The sequence below is a fragment of the Microbacterium foliorum genome (assembly GCF_006385575.1).
Taxonomy (GTDB): Bacteria; Actinomycetota; Actinomycetes; order Actinomycetales; family Microbacteriaceae; genus Microbacterium; species Microbacterium foliorum_B.
In genome coordinates this window covers 2,053,438-2,071,751 of record NZ_CP041040.1, presented here as the reverse complement: position 1 = coordinate 2,071,751, position 18,314 = coordinate 2,053,438, and the positions used below count along the sequence as shown (strand labels likewise).

Here is an 18,314-nt window from a genome sequence, read left to right as displayed (position 1 = left end):
CCTGGCTGTTACTTCTGTGCGGCTTCGAAGAGGGTGAGGACGTCGGCCGACGAATCGGTGATCGTCAGGGAGACGACCGGACGGCCGTGCTCGGCCAGGACGGCGGCATCGCCGGCTGCCTGTGCCTCGATGAGCTGGCCGAACGTGAACGGTCGCTCAGGGATCTCGAGATCGACGTCGGTGCGCTCCAGGATCTGCAGGAACACGCCCTGCGCCGGACCGCCCTTGTGATACTGGCCGGTGGAGTGCAGGAACCGGGGTCCCCAACCGAACGTGGTCGGCCGACCGGAGTCGGCGGCGACCAGCTCGCGGAGCCCCGGCAGCTGCGGGACGTCGAGCCGGTTGACGTATGCCTGGATCGACACGTAGCCGTCTGCCGGCAGCGCCGCCCACAGTGCGTCGAGCACGCCCTCGACGGTTCCGGACGCCGCCAGAGCGGGGTCGGACACGCGAACCTCGACGCCGTTCTCGACGAATGCGGGAGCGGTCGGCGCCGGGCGGGCATCGAGCAGACCTCGAGCCGCCACCTTCGCCGACTCGACGTCGGGCTGATCGAAGGGATTGATGCCGAGCAGGTAGCCGGCGATCGCCGTCGCGTACTCCCAGACGATGAGCTGCGCACCCAGCGAACCGCTGACGAGGATCTCGCCCTCGTGCCGCTCGCGCAGGTGGAACTCGTTCGCATCGTCGACGAGCCGCACGATCTGCAGATCGGACGGCTGGGAGTCGAGCTCGGGCGACACGGGCAGCAGCACGACGGGCAGGATGCCGGTGCCGTCCTTGCCTGTGGACTCGGCGATGAGCTGCTCGATCCAGTCGGGCAGGCCGTTGATGTGCGTGCCGTCGGTGATCAGGCCTAGCTTGTCGCGACGAGGCACCGTGGCGGAGATCGCCGCGGCCAGGCGCAGTGCAGGGTTGTCGGCCGAATCGATCGCGACCTCGAGCAGCGAGGCCTCTGCCTCGTCGAGAAGCTCATCGATGTCAGCTCCGGCGAGGCCGGTAGGCACGAGCCCGAAGGCCGTGAGAGCGGAGTAACGGCCCCCCACGTTCGGGTCGGCGTTGAACACGCGGTAGCCGGCTTCACGAGCGGAGACGTCGAGCGGCGAGCCCGGGTCGGTGACCACGATGATGCGCTCGAGCGGATCGATGCCCACGTCGCGGAACGCAGCTTCGAACGTGCGGCGCTGCGAGTCGGTCTCGACGGTCGATCCCGACTTCGACGACACCACGAGCACGGTGCTCTGCAGGCCCTCGTCGAGCGCGGCGAGCACCTGACCGGGAGCAGTCGAGTCGAGGATCGTCAGCGGGACGCCGGCGGTCTGGGCGATCACTTCGGGGGCGAGCGACGAGCCGCCCATGCCCGCGAGCACGACCCGCGTCACACCCTTCGCGTGCAGATCGGCGCGCAGTGCGACGATCTCAGCGACCAGAGGGCGTGAGACGGATACCGCCTCGACCCAGCCGAGGCGGATCGATGCCTCGGACTCGGCTGCCGGGCCCCACAGGGCCGCGTCGCCACCGGTCACTCGCGAGGCGACGAGGTCGTGGACGAGAGCGGGAACCGTCTCGTCGATCGCAACCCGAGCCGCGCCAGAGGCGTGGATCGCAAAGGTCATCGCTGCGCCTCGAGGCCCTCGGCCACCTGCGTCAGGAGGTCGTGCCACGAGTCGATGAACTTGGCGACACCCTCGTCCTCGAGCACCTGCGTGACGTCGGTGAAGTCGATCCCGAGAGCGTCAAGGCCTGCGAACACCGCGCGAGCATCCTCGTAGCCGCCCGTTATGGTGTCTCCGGTGACGACGCCGTGGTCGAAGGTCGCCTCGAGCGTCTTCTCGGGCATCGTGTTGACGACGTCCTTCGCGACGAGCTCGGTGACGTAGAGCGTGTCGGGCAGTGCCGGGTCCTTGACGCCGGTCGATGCCCACAGCGGGCGCTGGGCGTTCGCGCCGAGCTTGATGAGGTCCTGCGCACGCTTCTCGGCGAACTTCTGCTCGAAGAGCTCGTAGGCGAGACGGGCGTTCGCGAGTCCGGCCTTGCTCTTGAGCGCCTCGGCCTCGTCGGTGCCGATCGCCGAGAGACGCTTGTCGGTCTCGGTGTCGACGCGCGAGACGAAGAACGACGCGACGGAGTGGATGCTCGACAGGTCGAAGTCGGCGCTGTGCGCGCGCTCGAGCCCGGCCAGGTACGCGTCGATGACCTCGGCGTAGCGCTCCAGGCTGAAGATCAGGGTCACGTTGACGCTGATGCCCGACGCGATCGCCTCGGTGATCGCGGGCAGGCCCGCCTTCGTCGCGGGGATCTTGACGAGCAGGTTGGGGCGGTCGACCTTGGCCCACAGCTTCTTGGCCTGTTCGACGGTGCCCTCGGTGTCGTGCGCGAGGTCGGGGGAGACCTCGATCGAGACGCGGCCGTCGACGTGGCCCGACTTCTCCCACACGGGGCGGAAGATGTCGAGAGCGGCGGCGACGTCCTGCGTGGTCGCGGCGAAGACGGCTTCCTCGGCCGTGGCGCCCGATGCGGCGAGCTCGGTGACCTGCGCGTCGTACGACGTGTTGTTCTTGTCGGTGATCGCGTTGGCGAAGATCGTCGGGTTGGTCGTGACGCCGACGACGTTGCGGGTCTCGATCAGCTCGGCGAGGTTGCCGGAGGAGATGCGGGTGCGCGACAGGTCGTCGAGCCAGATGCTGACACCGGCTGCTGCGAGGTCTGCGGTGGGGGTGCTCATGCGTTCTCCTTGATGGTCTCGCGTGCGGCCGCGATGACGGCCTCGGTGGTGATACCGAACTTCTGGAACAGGGTCTTGTAGTCGGCGGATGCGCCGAAGTGGTCGATGCCGACCGAGCGGCCGCGGTCGCCAACGATCCCGCGCCAGCTGAGCACCGAACCGGCCTCGACCGAGACGCGGGCGGTGATGGCCTTGGGAAGGACCGACTCGCGGTAGGCCTCGTCCTGCTCGTCGAACCACTCGAGCGACGGAGCGGAGACGACGCGCACGTTCACGCCTTCTTCCGCGAGGGCTGCGCGTGCGTCGACCGCGAGCTGCACCTCGGAACCGGTCGCGATGATGATCACGTCCGGCGCGCCGTTCGGAGCCTCGGCGAGGACGTAGGCGCCCTTCGCGACGCCGTCGGTCGAGGCGAAGACATCGCCCTCAGCCGAGCCCTGTCCGCGCTCGAACACCGGGATGTTCTGACGCGTCAGAGCGATACCGGCCGGTCCCTCGTGACGGCGGAGGATCTCGAGCCAGGCGGCCGAGGTCTCGTTGGCGTCAGCAGGGCGCACCAGGGTGAAGTTCGGGATGGCGCGCAGCGTGGCGATCTGCTCGACCGGCTGATGGGTCGGACCGTCCTCGCCGAGGGCCACCGAGTCGTGCGTCCAGACGAAGATGCTGGGCACGTTCATCAGCGCGGCCAGACGCACCGGCGGGCGCATGTAGTCGCTGAAGATCAGGAACGTGCCGCCGAATGCGCGCGTCGGGCCGTGCAGCACGATGCCGTTGATGATCGCGCCCATGGCGTGCTCGCGGATGCCGAAGTGCAGCACGCGGCCATACGGGTCACCCGACCACTCGTGCGTCGACCACTCTGCGGGGATGAAGGACTTGGAATCCTTGATCGTGGTGAGGTTCGATTCGGCGAGGTCGGCGGATCCGCCCCAGAGCTCGGGGAGCTCGGCCGCTAGAGCGTTGATGACCTGGCCGGACGCCGCACGGGTCGATACGTCCTTGCCGCTCTCGAAGACGGGGAGAGCGGAGGTGATGTCCGCAGGCAGCTCCTTGGCCTCGAGACGATCGAGGAGGGCCTTGCGTTCGGGGTTGGCCGCGGCCCACGCGTCGAACGACTGCTGCCACGCGGCACGCTCCTCGGCGGCGCGATCGGCGAGACCGCGGGTGTGCGCGATCACATCGTCGGCGATCGCGAAGTGCTCGTCGGCGTCGAATCCGAGGACCTTCTTGGTCGCGGCGAGCTCGTCGCCGCCCAGGGCGGATCCGTGGATCTTGCCGGAGTTCTGCTTGCCGGGCGACGGCCAGCCGATGATCGTCTTCAGGATGATGAGCGACGGCTTCGAGGTCTCGCCCTTGGCGGCCTCGATCGCAGCATGCAGCTCGGCGACGTCCTCGACGTACTCGCCCGTCTTCTTCCAGTCGACGGTCTGGACCTGCCAGCCGTATGCCTCGTAGCGCTTCGCGACGTCTTCGGTGAAGGCGACGTTCGTGTCGTCCTCGATCGAGATCTGGTTGGAGTCGTAGATCGCGATGAGGTTGCCGAGCTCCTGGTGGCCGGCCAGCGAGGAGGCCTCGCTGGTGACGCCCTCCTGGAGGTCGCCGTCGCCCGCGATCACGTAGACGAAGTGGTCGAACGGGCTGGTGCCCGCCTCAGCCTCGGGGTCGAAGAGCCCGCGCTCGTAGCGAGCGGCGTAGGCGAAGCCCACCGCGGAAGCGAGCCCCTGGCCGAGCGGGCCGGTGGTGATCTCTACGCCCTTGGTGTGGCCGTACTCGGGGTGGCCGGGGGTGAGCGAGCCCCAGGTGCGGAGCGCCTTGAGGTCGTCGAGCTCGAGGCCGAAGCCGCCCAGGTAGAGCTGGACGTACTGGGTGAGCGAAGAGTGTCCGACCGAGAGGATGAAGCGGTCGCGGCCGAGCCAGTCGGTGTCGGTCGGGTCGTGACGGAGCACCCGCTGGTAGAGGAGATACGCGGCCGGAGCCAGGCTCATCGCGGTGCCGGGGTGGCCGTTGCCGACCTTCTCCACGGCATCCGCAGCCAGAAGACGCGCGGTGTCCACCGCGCGTCGGTCGATCTCATCCCACTGCAATTCCGACACTGTGAAGCCCTTCTGCAACTGTTCGAGAGCGCCCGGATTGCACGATCGCAGTCCGCAACGCAAAGGAAGGGTTTGTGATGTGCGCTGGGCGCGCGAGTCATTTCAGCATAGCGCCGAGGTCTGACCCATTACCCCCCTTTACAACGCTCCGCGCTTCCAGTAATTCCATGGATCCGTCCCGAGTTCCGCAGCACTGTGGGACTGCGGATCATCGTTCCTGGAACGCGATTCCGTGACGCCCGGGCGAGGCGGATGCAGAGCATGAAGGCGGGCTCAAGACCTGAGCGCGGGCGAGCCCCTCGTCTCGTGTGCCCTAGACTGGGAAACGCTGTCGTGACGCGTGTGGAGGAGGCGATCGAGATCTCGACGATGTCTGATCAGACCGTTGTGAAGAAGTCCATCGGTCGCACCGTGAAGGCGTATGTCGCCCTCACCAAGCCGCGCGTCCTCGAACTGCTGCTGGTGTCGACCGTCCCGGTGATGTTCCTCGCCCAGGGCGGCCTGCCCGACCTGTGGCTGGTCCTCGCCACCGTGATCGGCGGATCGCTGAGCGCCGGGTCCGCCGCGGCGTTCAACATGTATCTCGACCGCGACATCGACGCACATATGCATCGCACCGAGAACCGTCCGCTCGTCACGGGTGAGATCACCCCGCGGGGCGCTCTGATCTTCTCGTGGACCCTGGCCGTGGTCTCGACCGTGTGGCTGTGGTTCACGACGAACTGGCTGGCGGCGACTCTGTCGGCATCCGCCATCTTCTTCTACGTCGTGATCTACACGATGATCCTCAAGCGCCGCACCGAGCAGAACATCATCTGGGGCGGCATCGCCGGATGCTTCCCCGTGCTCATCGGCTGGGCTGCGGTCACCGGTTCGCTCGACTGGCCGGCGTTCATCCTCTTCGCGCTCATCTTCCTCTGGACGCCGCCGCACTACTGGCCGCTCTCGATGAAGTACAAGGACGACTACGAAGACGTCGACGTGCCCATGCTCGGCGTCACCCGCAACGCCTCGCAGGTCGGACTCCAGGTCATCCTGTATGCCTGGGCCACCGTCGCCTGCTCGCTGCTGCTGATCCCGATCGCGAACATGGGCCTCGTCTACGGCGTCTCAGCTGCCGTGTTCGGCGGCTGGTTCATCTACGAGTCGCACCGTCTGTACAACCAGGCGGTGCGAGGCAACGAGGCGCGGCCGATGCGAGTCTTCCACGCCTCGATCACCTACTTGACGCTGATCTTCGTGGCCGTCGCGGTCGACCCGCTGCTGCCGTTCTGAGCCTCGTCATCCTCGGAGATCTGCACGTCGGCCGCGTCGTTCTCGACCGTCGTGGTCTCGTCGTGGTCGACGGCGTCTGATTCGGCGTTCCAGTCGATCGGCTCGACGACGACGGGGCGGGGGAGGGCAGAATCGCCTGCACGGCGCTCAGCGCCACCGCGACGAGGATTCCGATGACGCCTGCGCCCAGCAGTGCGGCGCCGACGACGACGAGCGACTGCCCGACGTAGACCTCGATGCCGGTCGCGGTGCCGTCGAGCAGAGTGCTCGTCATGGTGCCGATCTGACCGGCGATGAGCCAACCGCCGATGCCCGCCGAAGCGAGCGAGAGCACGAGGAGGAGCCAGAAGCCGATGCTGCGTGTCAGTGACTTGTTCATGTCGGCCACGTTGCACGACGAACTGATGAGTCGCTGATGCCGCAGCTATGCGTTCACTGTGCCGAGGCTCCGGAGTGCGCCGACCGATCGGCGACCTCCGTCACTCCTGGGGCGCGACCGGCTTCTTCAGGTGCAGCGCCACGACCGTGTACGCCGCTGCCGAGAGCGACGCGAGCACCATGTGGATGCCGACGAGCAGGGGAGGGAGGCCCTCACGTGCCTGCCAGATGCCGACACCGACCTGCACGAGGATCGCGATCACGAGCACGAGCAGCCATTTGCGGGGCTCGAGGCGCAGCACCCACGCGGAGATCGTGAGCGTGGCGACGAGCGCGGCGAGGATGTATCCGGGCCACGCGTGCACGTGCGCCAGCACGGTGGCGTCGAACCCGTGACGCAGCACGTCGGCATCACCCGAATGCGGGCCCGAACCGGTGGTGAGCACACCGAAGACGATCGTGACGGCGAGAGCCAGGCCCGTGACGTGGCTCAGGATCGCGAACCACTTCGGTACCGCGCGATCCCTCGGGCCCGGCTGCCCGTAGAGACGCACCAGGAACGCCGCGGTGACGCACACCAGCAGCAGGGAGGACACGTAGTGGAACCCGACGATGAAGGGGTTAAGGCCGGTGAGCACGGTGATGCCGCCGACGAGCGCCTGTGCGACCACTCCGAGCAGGACGATCCAGGCGAGGATGACGAGATCACGTCGTTCGGTCGTCAACCGGACTGATCGCACCATGGCTGCGATCACGGCGATGAGCAGAGCGCCCATGGCGAACGGAGTCGCCGGAAGGGAGAACAGCGACACGATCACGAAGGTGATGACGGCGGCGACGATGCCGGCAGCCGCGAACCGCAGGGCGGAGAAGACCAGGAGACGGCCGCCGACACGTGCGAGCACGAGCAGCAGTACGGCGAGGGCGATGATGCCGACGACGCCCGTCATGACGCGGTTGCCGAACTCGATGATGCCGTGGATTCCCTGGTCGGCATAGATCGGCACGAGCGACTCGGGGGTGCAGAGCGGCCACTCGGAGCAGCCGAGTCCGGATCCGGTGAGGCGCACTGCGCCGCCGGTGCCGATGATGATCGTCTGAGCCAGGAAAGACAGCCAGGCGAACACGCGGAGCGCTCGTCCCCAGAGGATCGCATGCGTCGACGTCGGTGCGATCGCGGGGGACGAGATCGTGGGCTGGGGCATAAGTCTTCTCCGAACCGCCCGGACATGGCGAGCGGCCCTGTCTTCAGGCGGAACCTGTAGAATCGGATTGTTGTGATGAGCGCTTACCGCGCTGAAGCATCATCAACAGTTTAGGCGCGATGGATGCGCCGGTGATGAGGGCCCACCAACGGCACCCGCTCCCGCAGACTCGACGGGGATCAGGTGTGTCGGGGCGGATGACACCGTTTTGGGACCTGTGAGGAGAGTGTGTGATGTCGGATGTACTGATCGACCGCCCGGAGCTTGACGGCCTGGGGGTGTACGAATTCGGATGGCATGACGAAGATGCCGCCGGAGCCATCGCCAAGCGTGGAATCTCCGAAGAGGTGGTTCGCGGGATCTCGGCGCTCAAGCACGAGCCCGAATGGATGCTGAAGACCCGTCTCAAGGGTTACCAGCTCTTCGGACGCAAGCCGATGCCGACGTGGGGTGCAGACCTCAGCGAGATCGACTTCGACAACATCAAGTACTTCGTGCGCTCGACGGAGAAGCAGGCGCAGTCCTGGGAGGACCTCCCCGCGGAGATCCGCGAGACCTATGAGCGTCTCGGCATCCCCGAGGCGGAGCGCCAGCGCCTCGTCGCGGGTGTCGCCGCTCAGTACGAATCCGAGGTCGTCTACCACCAAATCCGCGAGGACCTGGAGGAGCAGGGTGTCATCTTCATGGACACCGACACCGCTCTGCGTGAGCACCCCGAGTTCTTCGAGGAGTACTTCGGCTCGGTGATCCCGGCCGGCGACAACAAGTTCGCTGCGCTGAACACCGCCGTCTGGTCGGGCGGCTCGTTCGTCTACGTCCCCAAGGGCGTGCACGTCGAGATCCCGCTGCAGGCCTACTTCCGCATCAACACCGAGAACATGGGCCAGTTCGAGCGGACCCTGATCATCGCCGACGAAGACAGCTACGTCCACTACATCGAGGGCTGCACGGCTCCGATCTACAAGTCGGACTCGCTGCACTCGGCCGTGGTCGAGATCATCGTGAAGAAGAACGCCCGCGTTCGCTACACGACGATCCAGAACTGGTCGAACAACGTCTACAACCTCGTCACCAAGCGTGCGGTCGCGCACGAAGGCGCGACGATGGAGTGGGTCGACGGCAACATCGGCTCCAAGGTGACGATGAAGTACCCGTCGATCTACCTGATGGGCGAGCATGCCAAGGGCGAGACGCTCTCGGTCGCCTTCGCGGGCCCCGGCCAGCACCAGGACGCCGGCGCGAAGATGATCCACATGGCGCCGTACACCCAGTCGTCGATCGTCTCGAAGTCGATCGCCCGTGGTGGCGGTCGTGCGGGATACCGCGGTGAGGTCCGCGTGGACGCCAATGCGCACCACTCTGCGAACACCGTGCGCTGCGACGCTCTGCTGGTCGACACGAAGTCACGCTCCGACACATATCCGGCGATCGACATCCGTGTCGACGACGTGCAACTCGGCCACGAGGCGACCGTCTCGAAGGTCAGCGAAGAGCAGCTCTTCTACCTGCAGTCCCGCGGCATGCCCGAGGACGAGGCGATGGCGATGATCGTGCGTGGCTTCATCGAGCCGATCGCACGGGAACTGCCCATGGAGTACGCGATGGAACTGAACAAGCTCATCGAAATGGGCATGGAAGGATCGGTCGGCTAAATGGCGGCCTCGACGACAGCGCCCAGCGAGGCGCAGCACACGAACGCGCACATCGACCCCGCAGCACAGGTCTCGGAAGCCGGATTCGTCCCGGTGCAGACCCGCTCGGAGCGCCCCCACTCCTTCGACCCCGACGACTTCGGTGCTCCCACCGGGCGCGAGGTCAACTGGAAGCACACCCCTGTCGCGAAGCTCTCGCCTCTTTTCGAGGTCGCGGGCTCGGGCGACGGCGTGAGCTACTCGTTCGGCTCGGGAGAGCAGTACGTGTCAGCGCCGCTCGCCGCCGGCGATGCACCGCGCGGAGAGGTCTTCCTCGCGGAGGACATCACCGCCGCGATCGCGTGGCAGGGCTCACCCGAGGCGCTGCACATCCGCATCCCGCGTGAAGAAGAGGTCGCTGAGCCCGTCTTCATCGCGATCGACGGACTCGGTGCAGACCGTCGCGCCGACGCGCACCTCGTGATCGAGGCGCTCGAGCACAGCTCCGCCACTGTCGTGCTCCAGCACACGGGCGCTGCGCAGTACTCGCAGAACGTCGAGATCATCGTGCGCGACGGAGCCAAGCTCACCGTCATCAGCCTGCAGCAGTGGCAGGACGAGGCCGTGCACACGTCGGCGCACCAGGCCAGGGTCGACGCCGATGCGACGCTCAAGCACTTCGTCATCAGCTTCGGCGGCGGCGTCGTGCGCGTGAACCCCAGCGTCGAGCTCGCGGGTGCAGGCTCGGAGGGCTACCTCTACGGCCTCTCGTACGCCGATGCGGGGCAGCACCTCGAGAGCCAGGTCTTCCTGCACCACAAGGGGCCGCACACCAAGGGCGACGTGCTCTACAAGGGTGCGCTCCAGGGCCAGGGCGCGCACAGCGTCTGGATCGGCGATGTACTGATCGGCGCCGACGCGAACGGCACCGATTCGTACGAGGCCAACCGCAACCTGGTGCTCACGGAGGGCGCTCGCGCCGACTCGATCCCGAACCTCGAGATCGAGACGGGCGACATCCTCGGAGCGGGCCACGCCAGCGCCACCGGTCGTTTCGACGACGAGCAGCTGTTCTATCTGCAGGCGCGAGGCATCAGCGAAGAGGAAGCCCGCCGTCTCGTCGTGCTCGGCTTCCTCACCGACATCGTCCAGCGTCTGGGAATCCCCGCGCTGGAGGCCGAGCTTCTCGCCGCGATCGAGACGGAGCTCGCCGAGGTGAACGCATGACCGCGGAGCGCGTCTGCGGTGTAGCCGAACTCGAGCAGGACATGCCGCTGCGTGTCGAGCCGAACGGCGTGCCGATCACCGTCATCAAGGACTCCGAAGGCGTGATCCACGCCATCGGAGACACCTGCACCCACGGTGACATCTCCCTCTCCGAGGGCTTCGTCGAAGGAGAGACGGTGGAATGCTGGGCCCACGGCTCTGCATTCTCGCTGCTCACCGGCAAGCCCCAGAACCTCCCTGCTTATGAGCCCGTTCCGGTCTACGTCGTCGAGATCGACGGCGACGACGTGCTCATCGACCCGACTGTGACGAAGGAAGTCTGAATGTCTGTTCTCGAAATCCGCGACCTCTACGTGACGGTCGAGACCGAGGCGGGAATCACCCCGATCCTCAACGGAATCACCCTCACGATGAACACGGGTGAGACGCACGCGATCATGGGCCCCAACGGCTCGGGCAAGTCGACGCTCGCCTACACGATCGCCGGTCACCCGAAGTACACGGTGGCGTCCGGTTCGATCACGTTCGACGGCCAGGACGTCCTCGCGATGAGCGTAGACGAGCGCGCTCGTGCGGGTCTCTTCCTCGCGATGCAGTACCCGGTCGAGATCCCCGGAGTGACGGTGACGAACTTCCTCCGCACGGCCAAGACCGCGATCGACGGCGAGGCGCCGGCGATCCGCGGGTGGACGAAGGACGTCAAGACGGCGATGTCCAACCTCCGCATGGACCCGAAGTTCGCTCAGCGCAACGTCAACGAGGGCTTCTCCGGTGGCGAGAAGAAGCGTCACGAGATCCTTCAGCTCGAGGTGCTCAAGCCGAAGTTCGCAGTCCTCGACGAGACTGACTCGGGTCTCGACGTCGACGCGCTGAAGATCGTCTCCGAGGGCGTCAACCGCGCCAAGGAGTCGACGGGCCTCGGCGTGCTGCTCATCACGCACTACACCCGCATCCTCCGCTACATCCGCCCCGACTTCGTGCATGTGATCGTTGCGGGCAAGATCGTCGAAGAGGGTGGCCCGGAGCTCGCTGACCGGCTCGAGGACGAGGGATACGACCGTTTCCTCGACCCCGCAGCCCCCATCGAGGCGTAGGCTGATTCGCATGACAGCCACCCTCACCGACGAGAAGTACGACGAGGTCACCGAGGCTCTCAAGGACGTCATGGACCCGGAGCTCGGGATCAACGTCGTCGACCTCGGCCTCATCTACGATCTCGCATGGGATGACGAGAACGATGCTCTCGTCATCCACATGACGCTCACCAGCGCAGGCTGCCCACTGACCGACGTTCTCGAAGACCAGACCGCTCAGGCTCTGGACAGTGTCGTCGATCGCTTCCGCATCAACTGGGTGTGGATGCCGCCGTGGGGTCCCGAGAAGATCACGGACGACGGGCGCGACATGATGCGCGCTCTCGGCTTCGCCATCTGAGGATGCTCGAGGTCACGGCCCTGCCTCTGGCGGAGCTTCGCGAGCGCAGCAGCGAGAAGTGGCGGGAGTATCCCGCCGATGTGCTTCCGCTCTTCGTCGCGGAGACCGACTTTCCGTTGGCGCCGTCGATCTCATCCGCTCTTCGGCGCGCTGTCGACATCGGCGACACGGGGTACGTAGCCTCGCGAACGCCACTTGCCGAGACATACGCAGACTTCGCGCTCCGTCGTTTCGGCTGGCATGTCGATCCGTCGCAGATGCGCACGACCGCCGACGTGAGCATGGGGATCGTCGAGATCCTGCGCCGCGTGACGCAGCCCGGGGAGCGCGTGGTCGTCACCCCTCCGGTGTATCCCCCGTTCTTCGACCTGGTCTCCGAGGCGGGCGCCGAGGTGGCTCGGGTGCCGCTGATCGATACCGGCACGGAGTGGGAACTCGATCTCGACGGCATCCGCGCTGCGTTCGAAGACGGTGCCACCGCGATGCTGCTCTGCAACCCGCACAATCCGACCGGCACGGTGCACGACCGTGACTCGCTGACCGCTCTCGCGGAGATCGCCGACGAGTACGGTGTTGCGGTGATCTCGGATGAGATCCACGCGCCGCTCGCCCAGCCTGGAACCGGGTTCACGCCGTTCCTCGACGTCGGTGACGCCGCCGAGCGCGTCGGCTACGCCGTCGTGAGCGCGAGCAAAGCATTCAATCTCGCGGGTCTCAAGTGCGCGCTCATGGTGACCGCTTCCGACCGCACCAGCGCCGTCGTGCGCGGGCTTCCGATCGAGGTCGAGTGGCGCACCGGTCAGTTCGGACTCCTCGCGGCCGTGGCTGCATTCTCTGAGGAGAGCGACCCGTGGCTCGACGGGCTGCTCAGGACCCTCGATGCGAATCGCGTGCTGCTCGAGGATCTGCTGGCGTCGAAGCTCCCTGCCGCGCGCTATCGGATCCCCGATGCCGGATACCTGGCCTGGATCGATCTCTCGGGTCTGGGCTGGGGAGACAACCCCGCGCGGCGGATCCTCAAGGAGGCGAAGGTCGCCCTGCACTTCGGCCCCGCCTTCGGCGAGCAGGGCAGAGGATTCGTCCGGCTGAACTTCGGTACGAGTCCGGAGATCATCACCGAGGCCATCGAGCGCATCGCGTCGCTCGTGGATCGATGATCACCGGGCAGCAGCCGACCGCATCGATCTGGGACCGGGAACGACTCTGGGTCACCGCCGGTGCAGTCGCGCTGATCTTCCTCGCCGCGATCGAGGCGCTGGCGGTCACGACCGTCATGCCGATCGTCAGCGAAGCGCTCGACGGACGCGAGCTGTACGCCGTCGCCTTCGCCGGGACCCTCGCGACGAGCGTGATCGGCATGGTCGCAGCGGGCGCCTGGTCGGATTCTCGTGGGCCCCGTGGTGCCCTGTACGCCGCGGTCTCGTTGTTCATCGCCGGTCTGCTGCTGTCAGGGTTCGCTGTGACGATGGACCAGTTCCTCGTCGGGCGCCTCGTGCAGGGGCTCGGCGCGGGTGGGCAGACCGTGGCGCTGTACGTGGTGGTGGCCCGGCTCTATCCACCCCGGCTTCACGGCAGAGTGTTCGCAGCATTCGCGGCCGCGTGGGTCGTGCCGTCGATGATCGGTCCGTTCCTCGCCGGGGCGGTGGCCGAGTACCTCGATTGGCGCTGGGCGTTCCTCGGCGTCGCCGTGCTGACGACCGCCGCCTTCATCACCGTCGTGGCGCGGTTGCGAGGCGTCGACCTCGGACGGGGTGGACCGCAGAATCGCCGAGCGCTCGTCATCCGTCTTCTTCTCGCGGTGGTCGTCGCGGTCTGTGCGGTGCTTGTCGGTTTCACGGCGGAGATGAGTGTGCGCGTCGCATGGCCTGTGGCGCTCGGATCCGTCGTCGTGATCGCCGTTGCCCTGCTGCCGCTGGTTCCCCGGCGCACGCTTCGTGCCGGGCGTGGTCTGCCGAGCGTCGTCCTCATGCGCGGCATCGCCGCGGGTGCGTTCTTCGCGGCCGAGGCGTACATCCCCTACCTGCTGATGGAGCGCTTCGACTTCACGGCGACCTGGGCGGGGATCGCGCTCATGCTGGCAGCCTTCGCGTGGGCCGGGGCTTCGCAGCTGCAGGGGAGTTTCGGCGAACGTCTCGGCAACACCCGCATCACCGTGATAAGCCTGTCGCTCCTCGTCATGGCGCTCGTGCTCGTCTTAGCGGCGGCGCAGTGGGGCGTGTCGCCTGTGTTCGTCGTCGTCGGTTGGGGCTTCGCCGGCGGTGGCATGGGGCTGCTGTATCCACGCCTCACTGTGCTCACGCTGGCGTACTCGAATGAGGGCGATCAGGGGTTCAACTCGTCGGCGCTGTCGATCTCCGACGCCGCGGGTTCAGCGGTGACGATCGCACTGGCCGGGTTGCTCGTCGCGACGCTGGGCGGAGACGCCGCGTCGTTCGGAGTGGTGTTCGTGTTCTGCCTCGGTCTGGTGCTGTTTGCGTTCGTGCCGGGGCTCAGACTGGGCCACGCCGCGGAGTCGTCTGAGGGCTGACGCCGCTGCTGGCCGGTTGCCCGGCGATCGCGGTGACGCCCAGGTCGAAGACGCGATCCAGTCCGGCGGTGATGTCGACCGTGCCATCGGCGAGAGCCGCCCCATGGCTGTCTGCGTGCATGCGCTGCTGCACGAGCGTCGCGTGGCCGAGCACGAAGTGCAGGAGTGCCGCTGCTCGATCGGCTACGTCTGTGTGACCGTGCCGCGCGAGCGTGGACTCGAGCGCGGTCTGGGCGTACGACGAGCCCAGACGCAGTGCGTAGGTGCTGAGCACGAGCTCCGCACCGTCGCGGTAGGTGAACAGGGCGTCGCGGATCCCGCGCGCGGTGGTCAGCACGTCTGCAGCGTCGCGGGGGATGCCTGCGGTGATCCGATCGGCCAGCTCTGCCAGGAGCTCCTGCTTGCTCGAGAAGTGCCAGTAGAGAGCGCTCGGCTGGACTTCGAGCCTGCTTGCGATCCGGCGCATCGACAGGTCGGCGAGACCGACCTCGTCGAGGAGGGCCAGCGCCGCGCGCGCGACGCCGTCGCGGTCGTGCCGCGCGGAGTTGTGCTCTGGGGTCATGCGATCAGTATAGTGAACACCGTTCAGGTGAACAGTGTTCAAGAAGGAACGGGAAACATGACTCAACAACGCGATGATCTCGGTCGTGAACTGGCGAGAGTGGCGATCTTCGCAGCGCTCATCGTGGTCCTCGGTATGGTGACGGTGCCGATTCCCGGTGGAGTGCCGATCACCGCGCAGACCCTGGGGGTCATGCTCGCCGGTGCTGTGCTCGGGCCCCGCCTGGGTCCGCTCTCGGTGCTCCTGGTGCTCGTTCTCGCCGCGATCGGACTTCCCGTGCTCGCCGGTGGGCGGGGCGGCCTCGGCGTCTTCGTCGGTCCGACCGCCGGATACCTGCTCGGCTGGGTGGCTGGCGTCGTCGTGATCGGTCTGATCGTGGGCAGTGGTCGGCTGAGCTGGTGGCGGATCGCCCTCGGAGTCGTCGTCGGTGGCATCCTGGTCGTGTATCTGTGCGGGATCCCCGTGACCGCGCTGGTACTCGGGCTCGACCTCGGTGCGACGGCGCTCGCGAGTCTGGTGTTCCTCCCCGGCGATCTGCTCAAGGCGGCCGCGGCGACGGCGCTGGTTCTCGCGCTGCGGCGCGCGTACCCTCGGGCGTTCGGGATGCATGCCAGCGCAGCGCCCGCGTCCGTTCATGCGGTCTGAGACCGTGGTCGGACCCGTCTCGCTCGACGGTGTCACGGTCGAGCGGGAAGGTCGGTCGATCCTGCGCGATGTCAGCGTCGAGCTCACAGCGCCGAGGATCGCGGTGATCGGCGCGAACGGATCGGGCAAGTCGACCTTCGCGCGCCTGCTGAACGGCCTCGTGCTGCCGGATGCAGGGCGAGTCACGGTTCATGACCTCGACTCGCGGCGGGACACGAAAGCCCTTCGCCGCCGCGTCGGATTCGTCTTCTCAGACCCGCAGTCTCAGATCCTGATGCCGACGCCCGCGGAGGACCTCGCCCTCTCGCTGCGCGGCTCGCCCCGGACGGAGGTCGCCGGTCGGGTGGCCGCCGCACTCGCCGAACACGGCCTGACCGACAGGGCAGACATCCCTGCGTCCGAGCTGTCGGGCGGTCAGAAGCAGCTGCTGGCTCTCGCCTCGGTCCTGATCACGGAACCTCGGCTGATCGTGGCCGACGAGCCGACAACGCTGCTCGACCTGCGCAACTCGCGAAAGATCTCCGCGCTGCTGCTGGCACTGCCGTCGCAGGTCGTCATCGTGACCCATGACCTCGAGCTTGCAGCGAGATGCGACCATGCGGTGCTCTTCGATGCAGGTTCGCTGATCGCCTCCGGCGCGCCGGAGGACGTGGTCGCCGAGTACCGCGGGCTGTGCGAATGATCCAGTCGTATCGGCCAGGGGCGAGCGTCATCCACCGGATGCGGGCTGGGCCCAAGCTCGCACTCTTCGCCGCTCTCGCGCTCATGTCATCCGCGTATCCGCATGACGGACGGAGTGTCACGGTCTCACTCGTCGTCGTGTGCCTGCTGTATCTCGTCGCCGGGCTGCCGGCGAAGGTCCTGATCGTCGAGATGTGGAGGCTGCGCTGGCTCGTGCTGGTTCTCGGCTCGGCGCTGTGGATCTTCGTGTCACCGCTCACCGCCTGGATCAGTACAGTCAGGGTGACGTCGCTGCTTCTGCTCGCTGCGCTCCTCACGATCACCACCCGGATGGGTGATCTGCTCGCGGTCCTTCATCGGATGCTGCGACCGCTGCGGAGGCTGGGTGTCGACGCCGATGCGATCGCGATGACGATCTCGCTGACCCTCACGATGATCCCGGTGGTCGCCGGGTTCGCCCATGCGGTGCGCGAGGCCCAGCGGGCACGCGGCATCCGTCTCGGGCTTCGAACGACCGTGCCGCTGATGGTCAGGACGCTACGCCACGCGGACGAGGTCGGCGACGCTCTCGCCGCGCGCGGTCTGGTGTGATCGGCGGGCCAGACGCAGGGCGGACACCATTCCGCCGACCGCGAGCGCGGCCGTCAGAACCGTCGTACCCGCGACGAGAAGCACGACGACCGAGGCGATGCCGAGTGCAGCTGCGATCGTCATCCGGCGAGCCGAGTCAGCAGAACGCGGGGAGGACTGCGTCTCGATGCGCGTGAGCGCGACCGCGATCAGCGCGGTGAGGGTCAGCGCGGTCGCGAGCCAGAGCGGTCGAGACATCCACCATGCGAGGGAGCTCGGTTCCGGCAGCGCGATCCCACTGCTGAGCGAGGCCACCGCGCAGATCCCGGCCATGGTGAGCAGCGCCGGCATGTGCCACAGGTAGATCGTCATGGTGCGTCTGTTGACGAACGCCGCGAACGCGGCCGGGAGCGCGCGGCGACTGAACGCGCCGATGCGGTCGCGGAGCAGCGAGACGGCGCTCAGGTGCACGACCCCGACGAGAAGCAGGGCTGCGGTGGGCGGGTTGATGTTGGCGATGAGATCGGGGGAGTAGACGCCGCCCGTGAACGCGCCGATGAGTGTGGTCAAGGCCGCAGCTCCTGCGATCGCCCGCGTTCGTCGGCTCAGTCGGTCGATCGTGCCATCGGCGAGGAAGAAGCCGATCTGCTGCAGCGCGAGCCAGACGAACACGAGATTCAGGAAGCCCACTCCCTCGAGCCCGGTGATCGCCCGGAGCACATCGACGGAGATCGATGCCGCGACCAGTGCGGCCACCGTGATCAGCGGCCTCCGCGCGTGAGCCCTTGCCAGGGCGGGAAGAAGCGCCTGGCACCCCAGGAAGACCGCGAGGAACCACAGCGGCTGGCTGTAGCGGAATCCGGCGACCGCGATGATGTCCGCCGGGATGCCGACGGCGCTCAGCGCCGCGAGTGCCGCGCCGACGATCCCGATCGCGAACAGCGCCGGGCGCAGCAGCCGATGCACCCGGGCCGCGATGAAGGCGGTCGTGGTGCCGCCGCGCGCGTGCGTGCGCCGGAACGAGATGTAGCCGGCGAAGCCACCGATGACGAAGAAGAGCGGCATCACCTGGAGAACCCAGCTGATCGGGACGATCCACCACGTTCCTTCGCTGGCGTTCGCGAACACCGGACCACCGTCGACGACCGTGACCCCGACCATGATGGCGTGGAGCAGCACGACTCCCGCGACGCAGATCGCCCGCAGGAGGTCGATCGCGGTGTCGCGACCGGCCGGCAGCGGATCTCGATCTCGGAGAGCGGGGCGGGTTGGTGCCTCGACGATGGCCATGGAGTCCTCCTCGGATGGGGTGTCCGAGGATCGTATGGACGCGGTGCCGTGTGGGGGATCACTCCCCGGAG

General features: G+C 67.2%; 18 protein-coding genes. 11 read left to right on the top strand and 7 right to left on the bottom strand.

The genetic code is table 11. The annotated features are described in order from the left end of the window. Positions 1-8: 8 nt before the first annotated feature. The 3 genes from FIV50_RS09965 to tkt are packed head-to-tail and all read right to left on the bottom strand — an operon-like array spanning position 9 to position 4,818. Positions 9-1,616 carry a glucose-6-phosphate isomerase gene (locus tag FIV50_RS09965; RefSeq protein WP_140037298.1) on the bottom strand — a complete coding sequence of 536 codons (1,608 nt, stop codon included), beginning with the start codon at positions 1,614-1,616 and terminating at the stop codon, positions 9-11. After that, positions 1,613-2,725 (bottom strand): transaldolase, encoded by a 1,113-nt coding sequence (tal, locus tag FIV50_RS09960; RefSeq protein WP_140037297.1) that lies wholly within the window; start codon positions 2,723-2,725, stop codon positions 1,613-1,615. Before tal ends, FIV50_RS09965 begins: the two co-directional genes overlap by 4 nt. Beyond that, positions 2,722-4,818 (bottom strand): transketolase, encoded by a 2,097-nt coding sequence (gene tkt / locus FIV50_RS09955; protein WP_140037296.1) that lies wholly within the window; start codon positions 4,816-4,818, stop codon positions 2,722-2,724. The genes tal and tkt overlap by 4 nt, the downstream gene beginning before the upstream one ends. A 369-nt stretch (positions 4,819-5,187) precedes the next feature. Between tkt and FIV50_RS09950 the strand changes: the two genes are divergently transcribed. After that, positions 5,188-6,093 (top strand): heme o synthase, encoded by a 906-nt coding sequence (locus tag FIV50_RS09950; RefSeq protein WP_140038720.1) that lies wholly within the window; start codon positions 5,188-5,190, stop codon positions 6,091-6,093. Here FIV50_RS09950 and FIV50_RS09945 read toward each other — a convergent pair. Both FIV50_RS09945 and FIV50_RS09940 read right to left on the bottom strand, forming a co-directional pair. Then, positions 6,035-6,472 carry a hypothetical protein gene (locus tag FIV50_RS09945; protein ID WP_181164194.1) on the bottom strand — a complete coding sequence of 146 codons (438 nt, stop codon included), beginning with the start codon at positions 6,470-6,472 and terminating at the stop codon, positions 6,035-6,037. The two genes, FIV50_RS09950 and FIV50_RS09945, sit on opposite strands and share 59 nt — an antisense overlap. A gap of 100 nt (positions 6,473-6,572) precedes the next feature. Continuing rightward, positions 6,573-7,676 carry a COX15/CtaA family protein gene (locus FIV50_RS09940; protein WP_140037295.1) on the bottom strand — a complete coding sequence of 368 codons (1,104 nt, stop codon included), beginning with the start codon at positions 7,674-7,676 and terminating at the stop codon, positions 6,573-6,575. A gap of 233 nt (positions 7,677-7,909) precedes the next feature. Here FIV50_RS09940 and sufB point away from each other — a divergent pair, with 233 nt between their 5' ends. From sufB to FIV50_RS09905, 7 genes are read left to right on the top strand one after another with little or no spacing between them, the layout of a single operon-like run. Beyond that, positions 7,910-9,328 (top strand): Fe-S cluster assembly protein SufB, encoded by a 1,419-nt coding sequence (gene sufB / locus FIV50_RS09935; RefSeq protein ID WP_042537589.1) that lies wholly within the window; start codon positions 7,910-7,912, stop codon positions 9,326-9,328. Beyond that, a complete protein-coding gene (sufD, locus tag FIV50_RS09930; protein ID WP_140037294.1) occupies positions 9,329-10,534 on the top strand; it encodes a Fe-S cluster assembly protein SufD in 1,206 nt (401 codons plus the stop codon). After that, positions 10,531-10,857 carry a non-heme iron oxygenase ferredoxin subunit gene (locus FIV50_RS09925; RefSeq protein ID WP_042537584.1) on the top strand — a complete coding sequence of 109 codons (327 nt, stop codon included), beginning with the start codon at positions 10,531-10,533 and terminating at the stop codon, positions 10,855-10,857. Before sufD ends, FIV50_RS09925 begins: the two co-directional genes overlap by 4 nt. After that, entirely contained in the window at positions 10,858-11,628 is a 771-nt protein-coding gene (gene sufC / locus FIV50_RS09920) for a Fe-S cluster assembly ATPase SufC (protein WP_140037293.1), read from the top strand. Between the two features lie 10 nt (positions 11,629-11,638). Next, on the top strand, positions 11,639-11,968 hold the full coding sequence (locus tag FIV50_RS09915; RefSeq protein ID WP_042537580.1) for a metal-sulfur cluster assembly factor: 330 nt from the start codon (positions 11,639-11,641) through the stop codon (positions 11,966-11,968). A 2-nt stretch (positions 11,969-11,970) separates the two neighbouring features. Then, positions 11,971-13,125, top strand: a complete 1,155-nt coding sequence (locus FIV50_RS09910; RefSeq protein WP_140037292.1) for a MalY/PatB family protein — start codon at positions 11,971-11,973, stop codon at positions 13,123-13,125. After that, a complete protein-coding gene (locus FIV50_RS09905) occupies positions 13,122-14,495 on the top strand; it encodes an MFS transporter (protein WP_140037291.1) in 1,374 nt (457 codons plus the stop codon). The genes FIV50_RS09910 and FIV50_RS09905 overlap by 4 nt, the downstream gene beginning before the upstream one ends. On the opposite strand, the gene FIV50_RS09900 is transcribed toward FIV50_RS09905, so the two are convergent. Next, positions 14,458-15,057 carry a TetR family transcriptional regulator gene (locus FIV50_RS09900; protein WP_140037290.1) on the bottom strand — a complete coding sequence of 200 codons (600 nt, stop codon included), beginning with the start codon at positions 15,055-15,057 and terminating at the stop codon, positions 14,458-14,460. The two genes, FIV50_RS09905 and FIV50_RS09900, sit on opposite strands and share 38 nt — an antisense overlap. A gap of 57 nt (positions 15,058-15,114) precedes the next feature. Here FIV50_RS09900 and FIV50_RS09895 point away from each other — a divergent pair, with 57 nt between their 5' ends. From FIV50_RS09895 to FIV50_RS09885, 3 genes are read left to right on the top strand one after another with little or no spacing between them, the layout of a single operon-like run. Next, on the top strand, positions 15,115-15,702 hold the full coding sequence (locus FIV50_RS09895) for a biotin transporter BioY (protein WP_140037289.1): 588 nt from the start codon (positions 15,115-15,117) through the stop codon (positions 15,700-15,702). Next, positions 15,692-16,384: an energy-coupling factor ABC transporter ATP-binding protein gene (locus tag FIV50_RS09890; protein ID WP_140037288.1), complete on the top strand. Its 693-nt coding sequence runs from the start codon at positions 15,692-15,694 to the stop codon at positions 16,382-16,384. The genes FIV50_RS09895 and FIV50_RS09890 overlap by 11 nt, the downstream gene beginning before the upstream one ends. Further along, positions 16,381-16,974, top strand: a complete 594-nt coding sequence (locus FIV50_RS09885; protein ID WP_140037287.1) for an energy-coupling factor transporter transmembrane component T — start codon at positions 16,381-16,383, stop codon at positions 16,972-16,974. Before FIV50_RS09890 ends, FIV50_RS09885 begins: the two co-directional genes overlap by 4 nt. Here FIV50_RS09885 and FIV50_RS09880 read toward each other — a convergent pair. Continuing rightward, on the bottom strand, positions 16,921-18,243 hold the full coding sequence (locus FIV50_RS09880; RefSeq protein ID WP_140037286.1) for an acyltransferase family protein: 1,323 nt from the start codon (positions 18,241-18,243) through the stop codon (positions 16,921-16,923). The two genes, FIV50_RS09885 and FIV50_RS09880, sit on opposite strands and share 54 nt — an antisense overlap. Positions 18,244-18,314 lie beyond the last annotated feature (71 nt).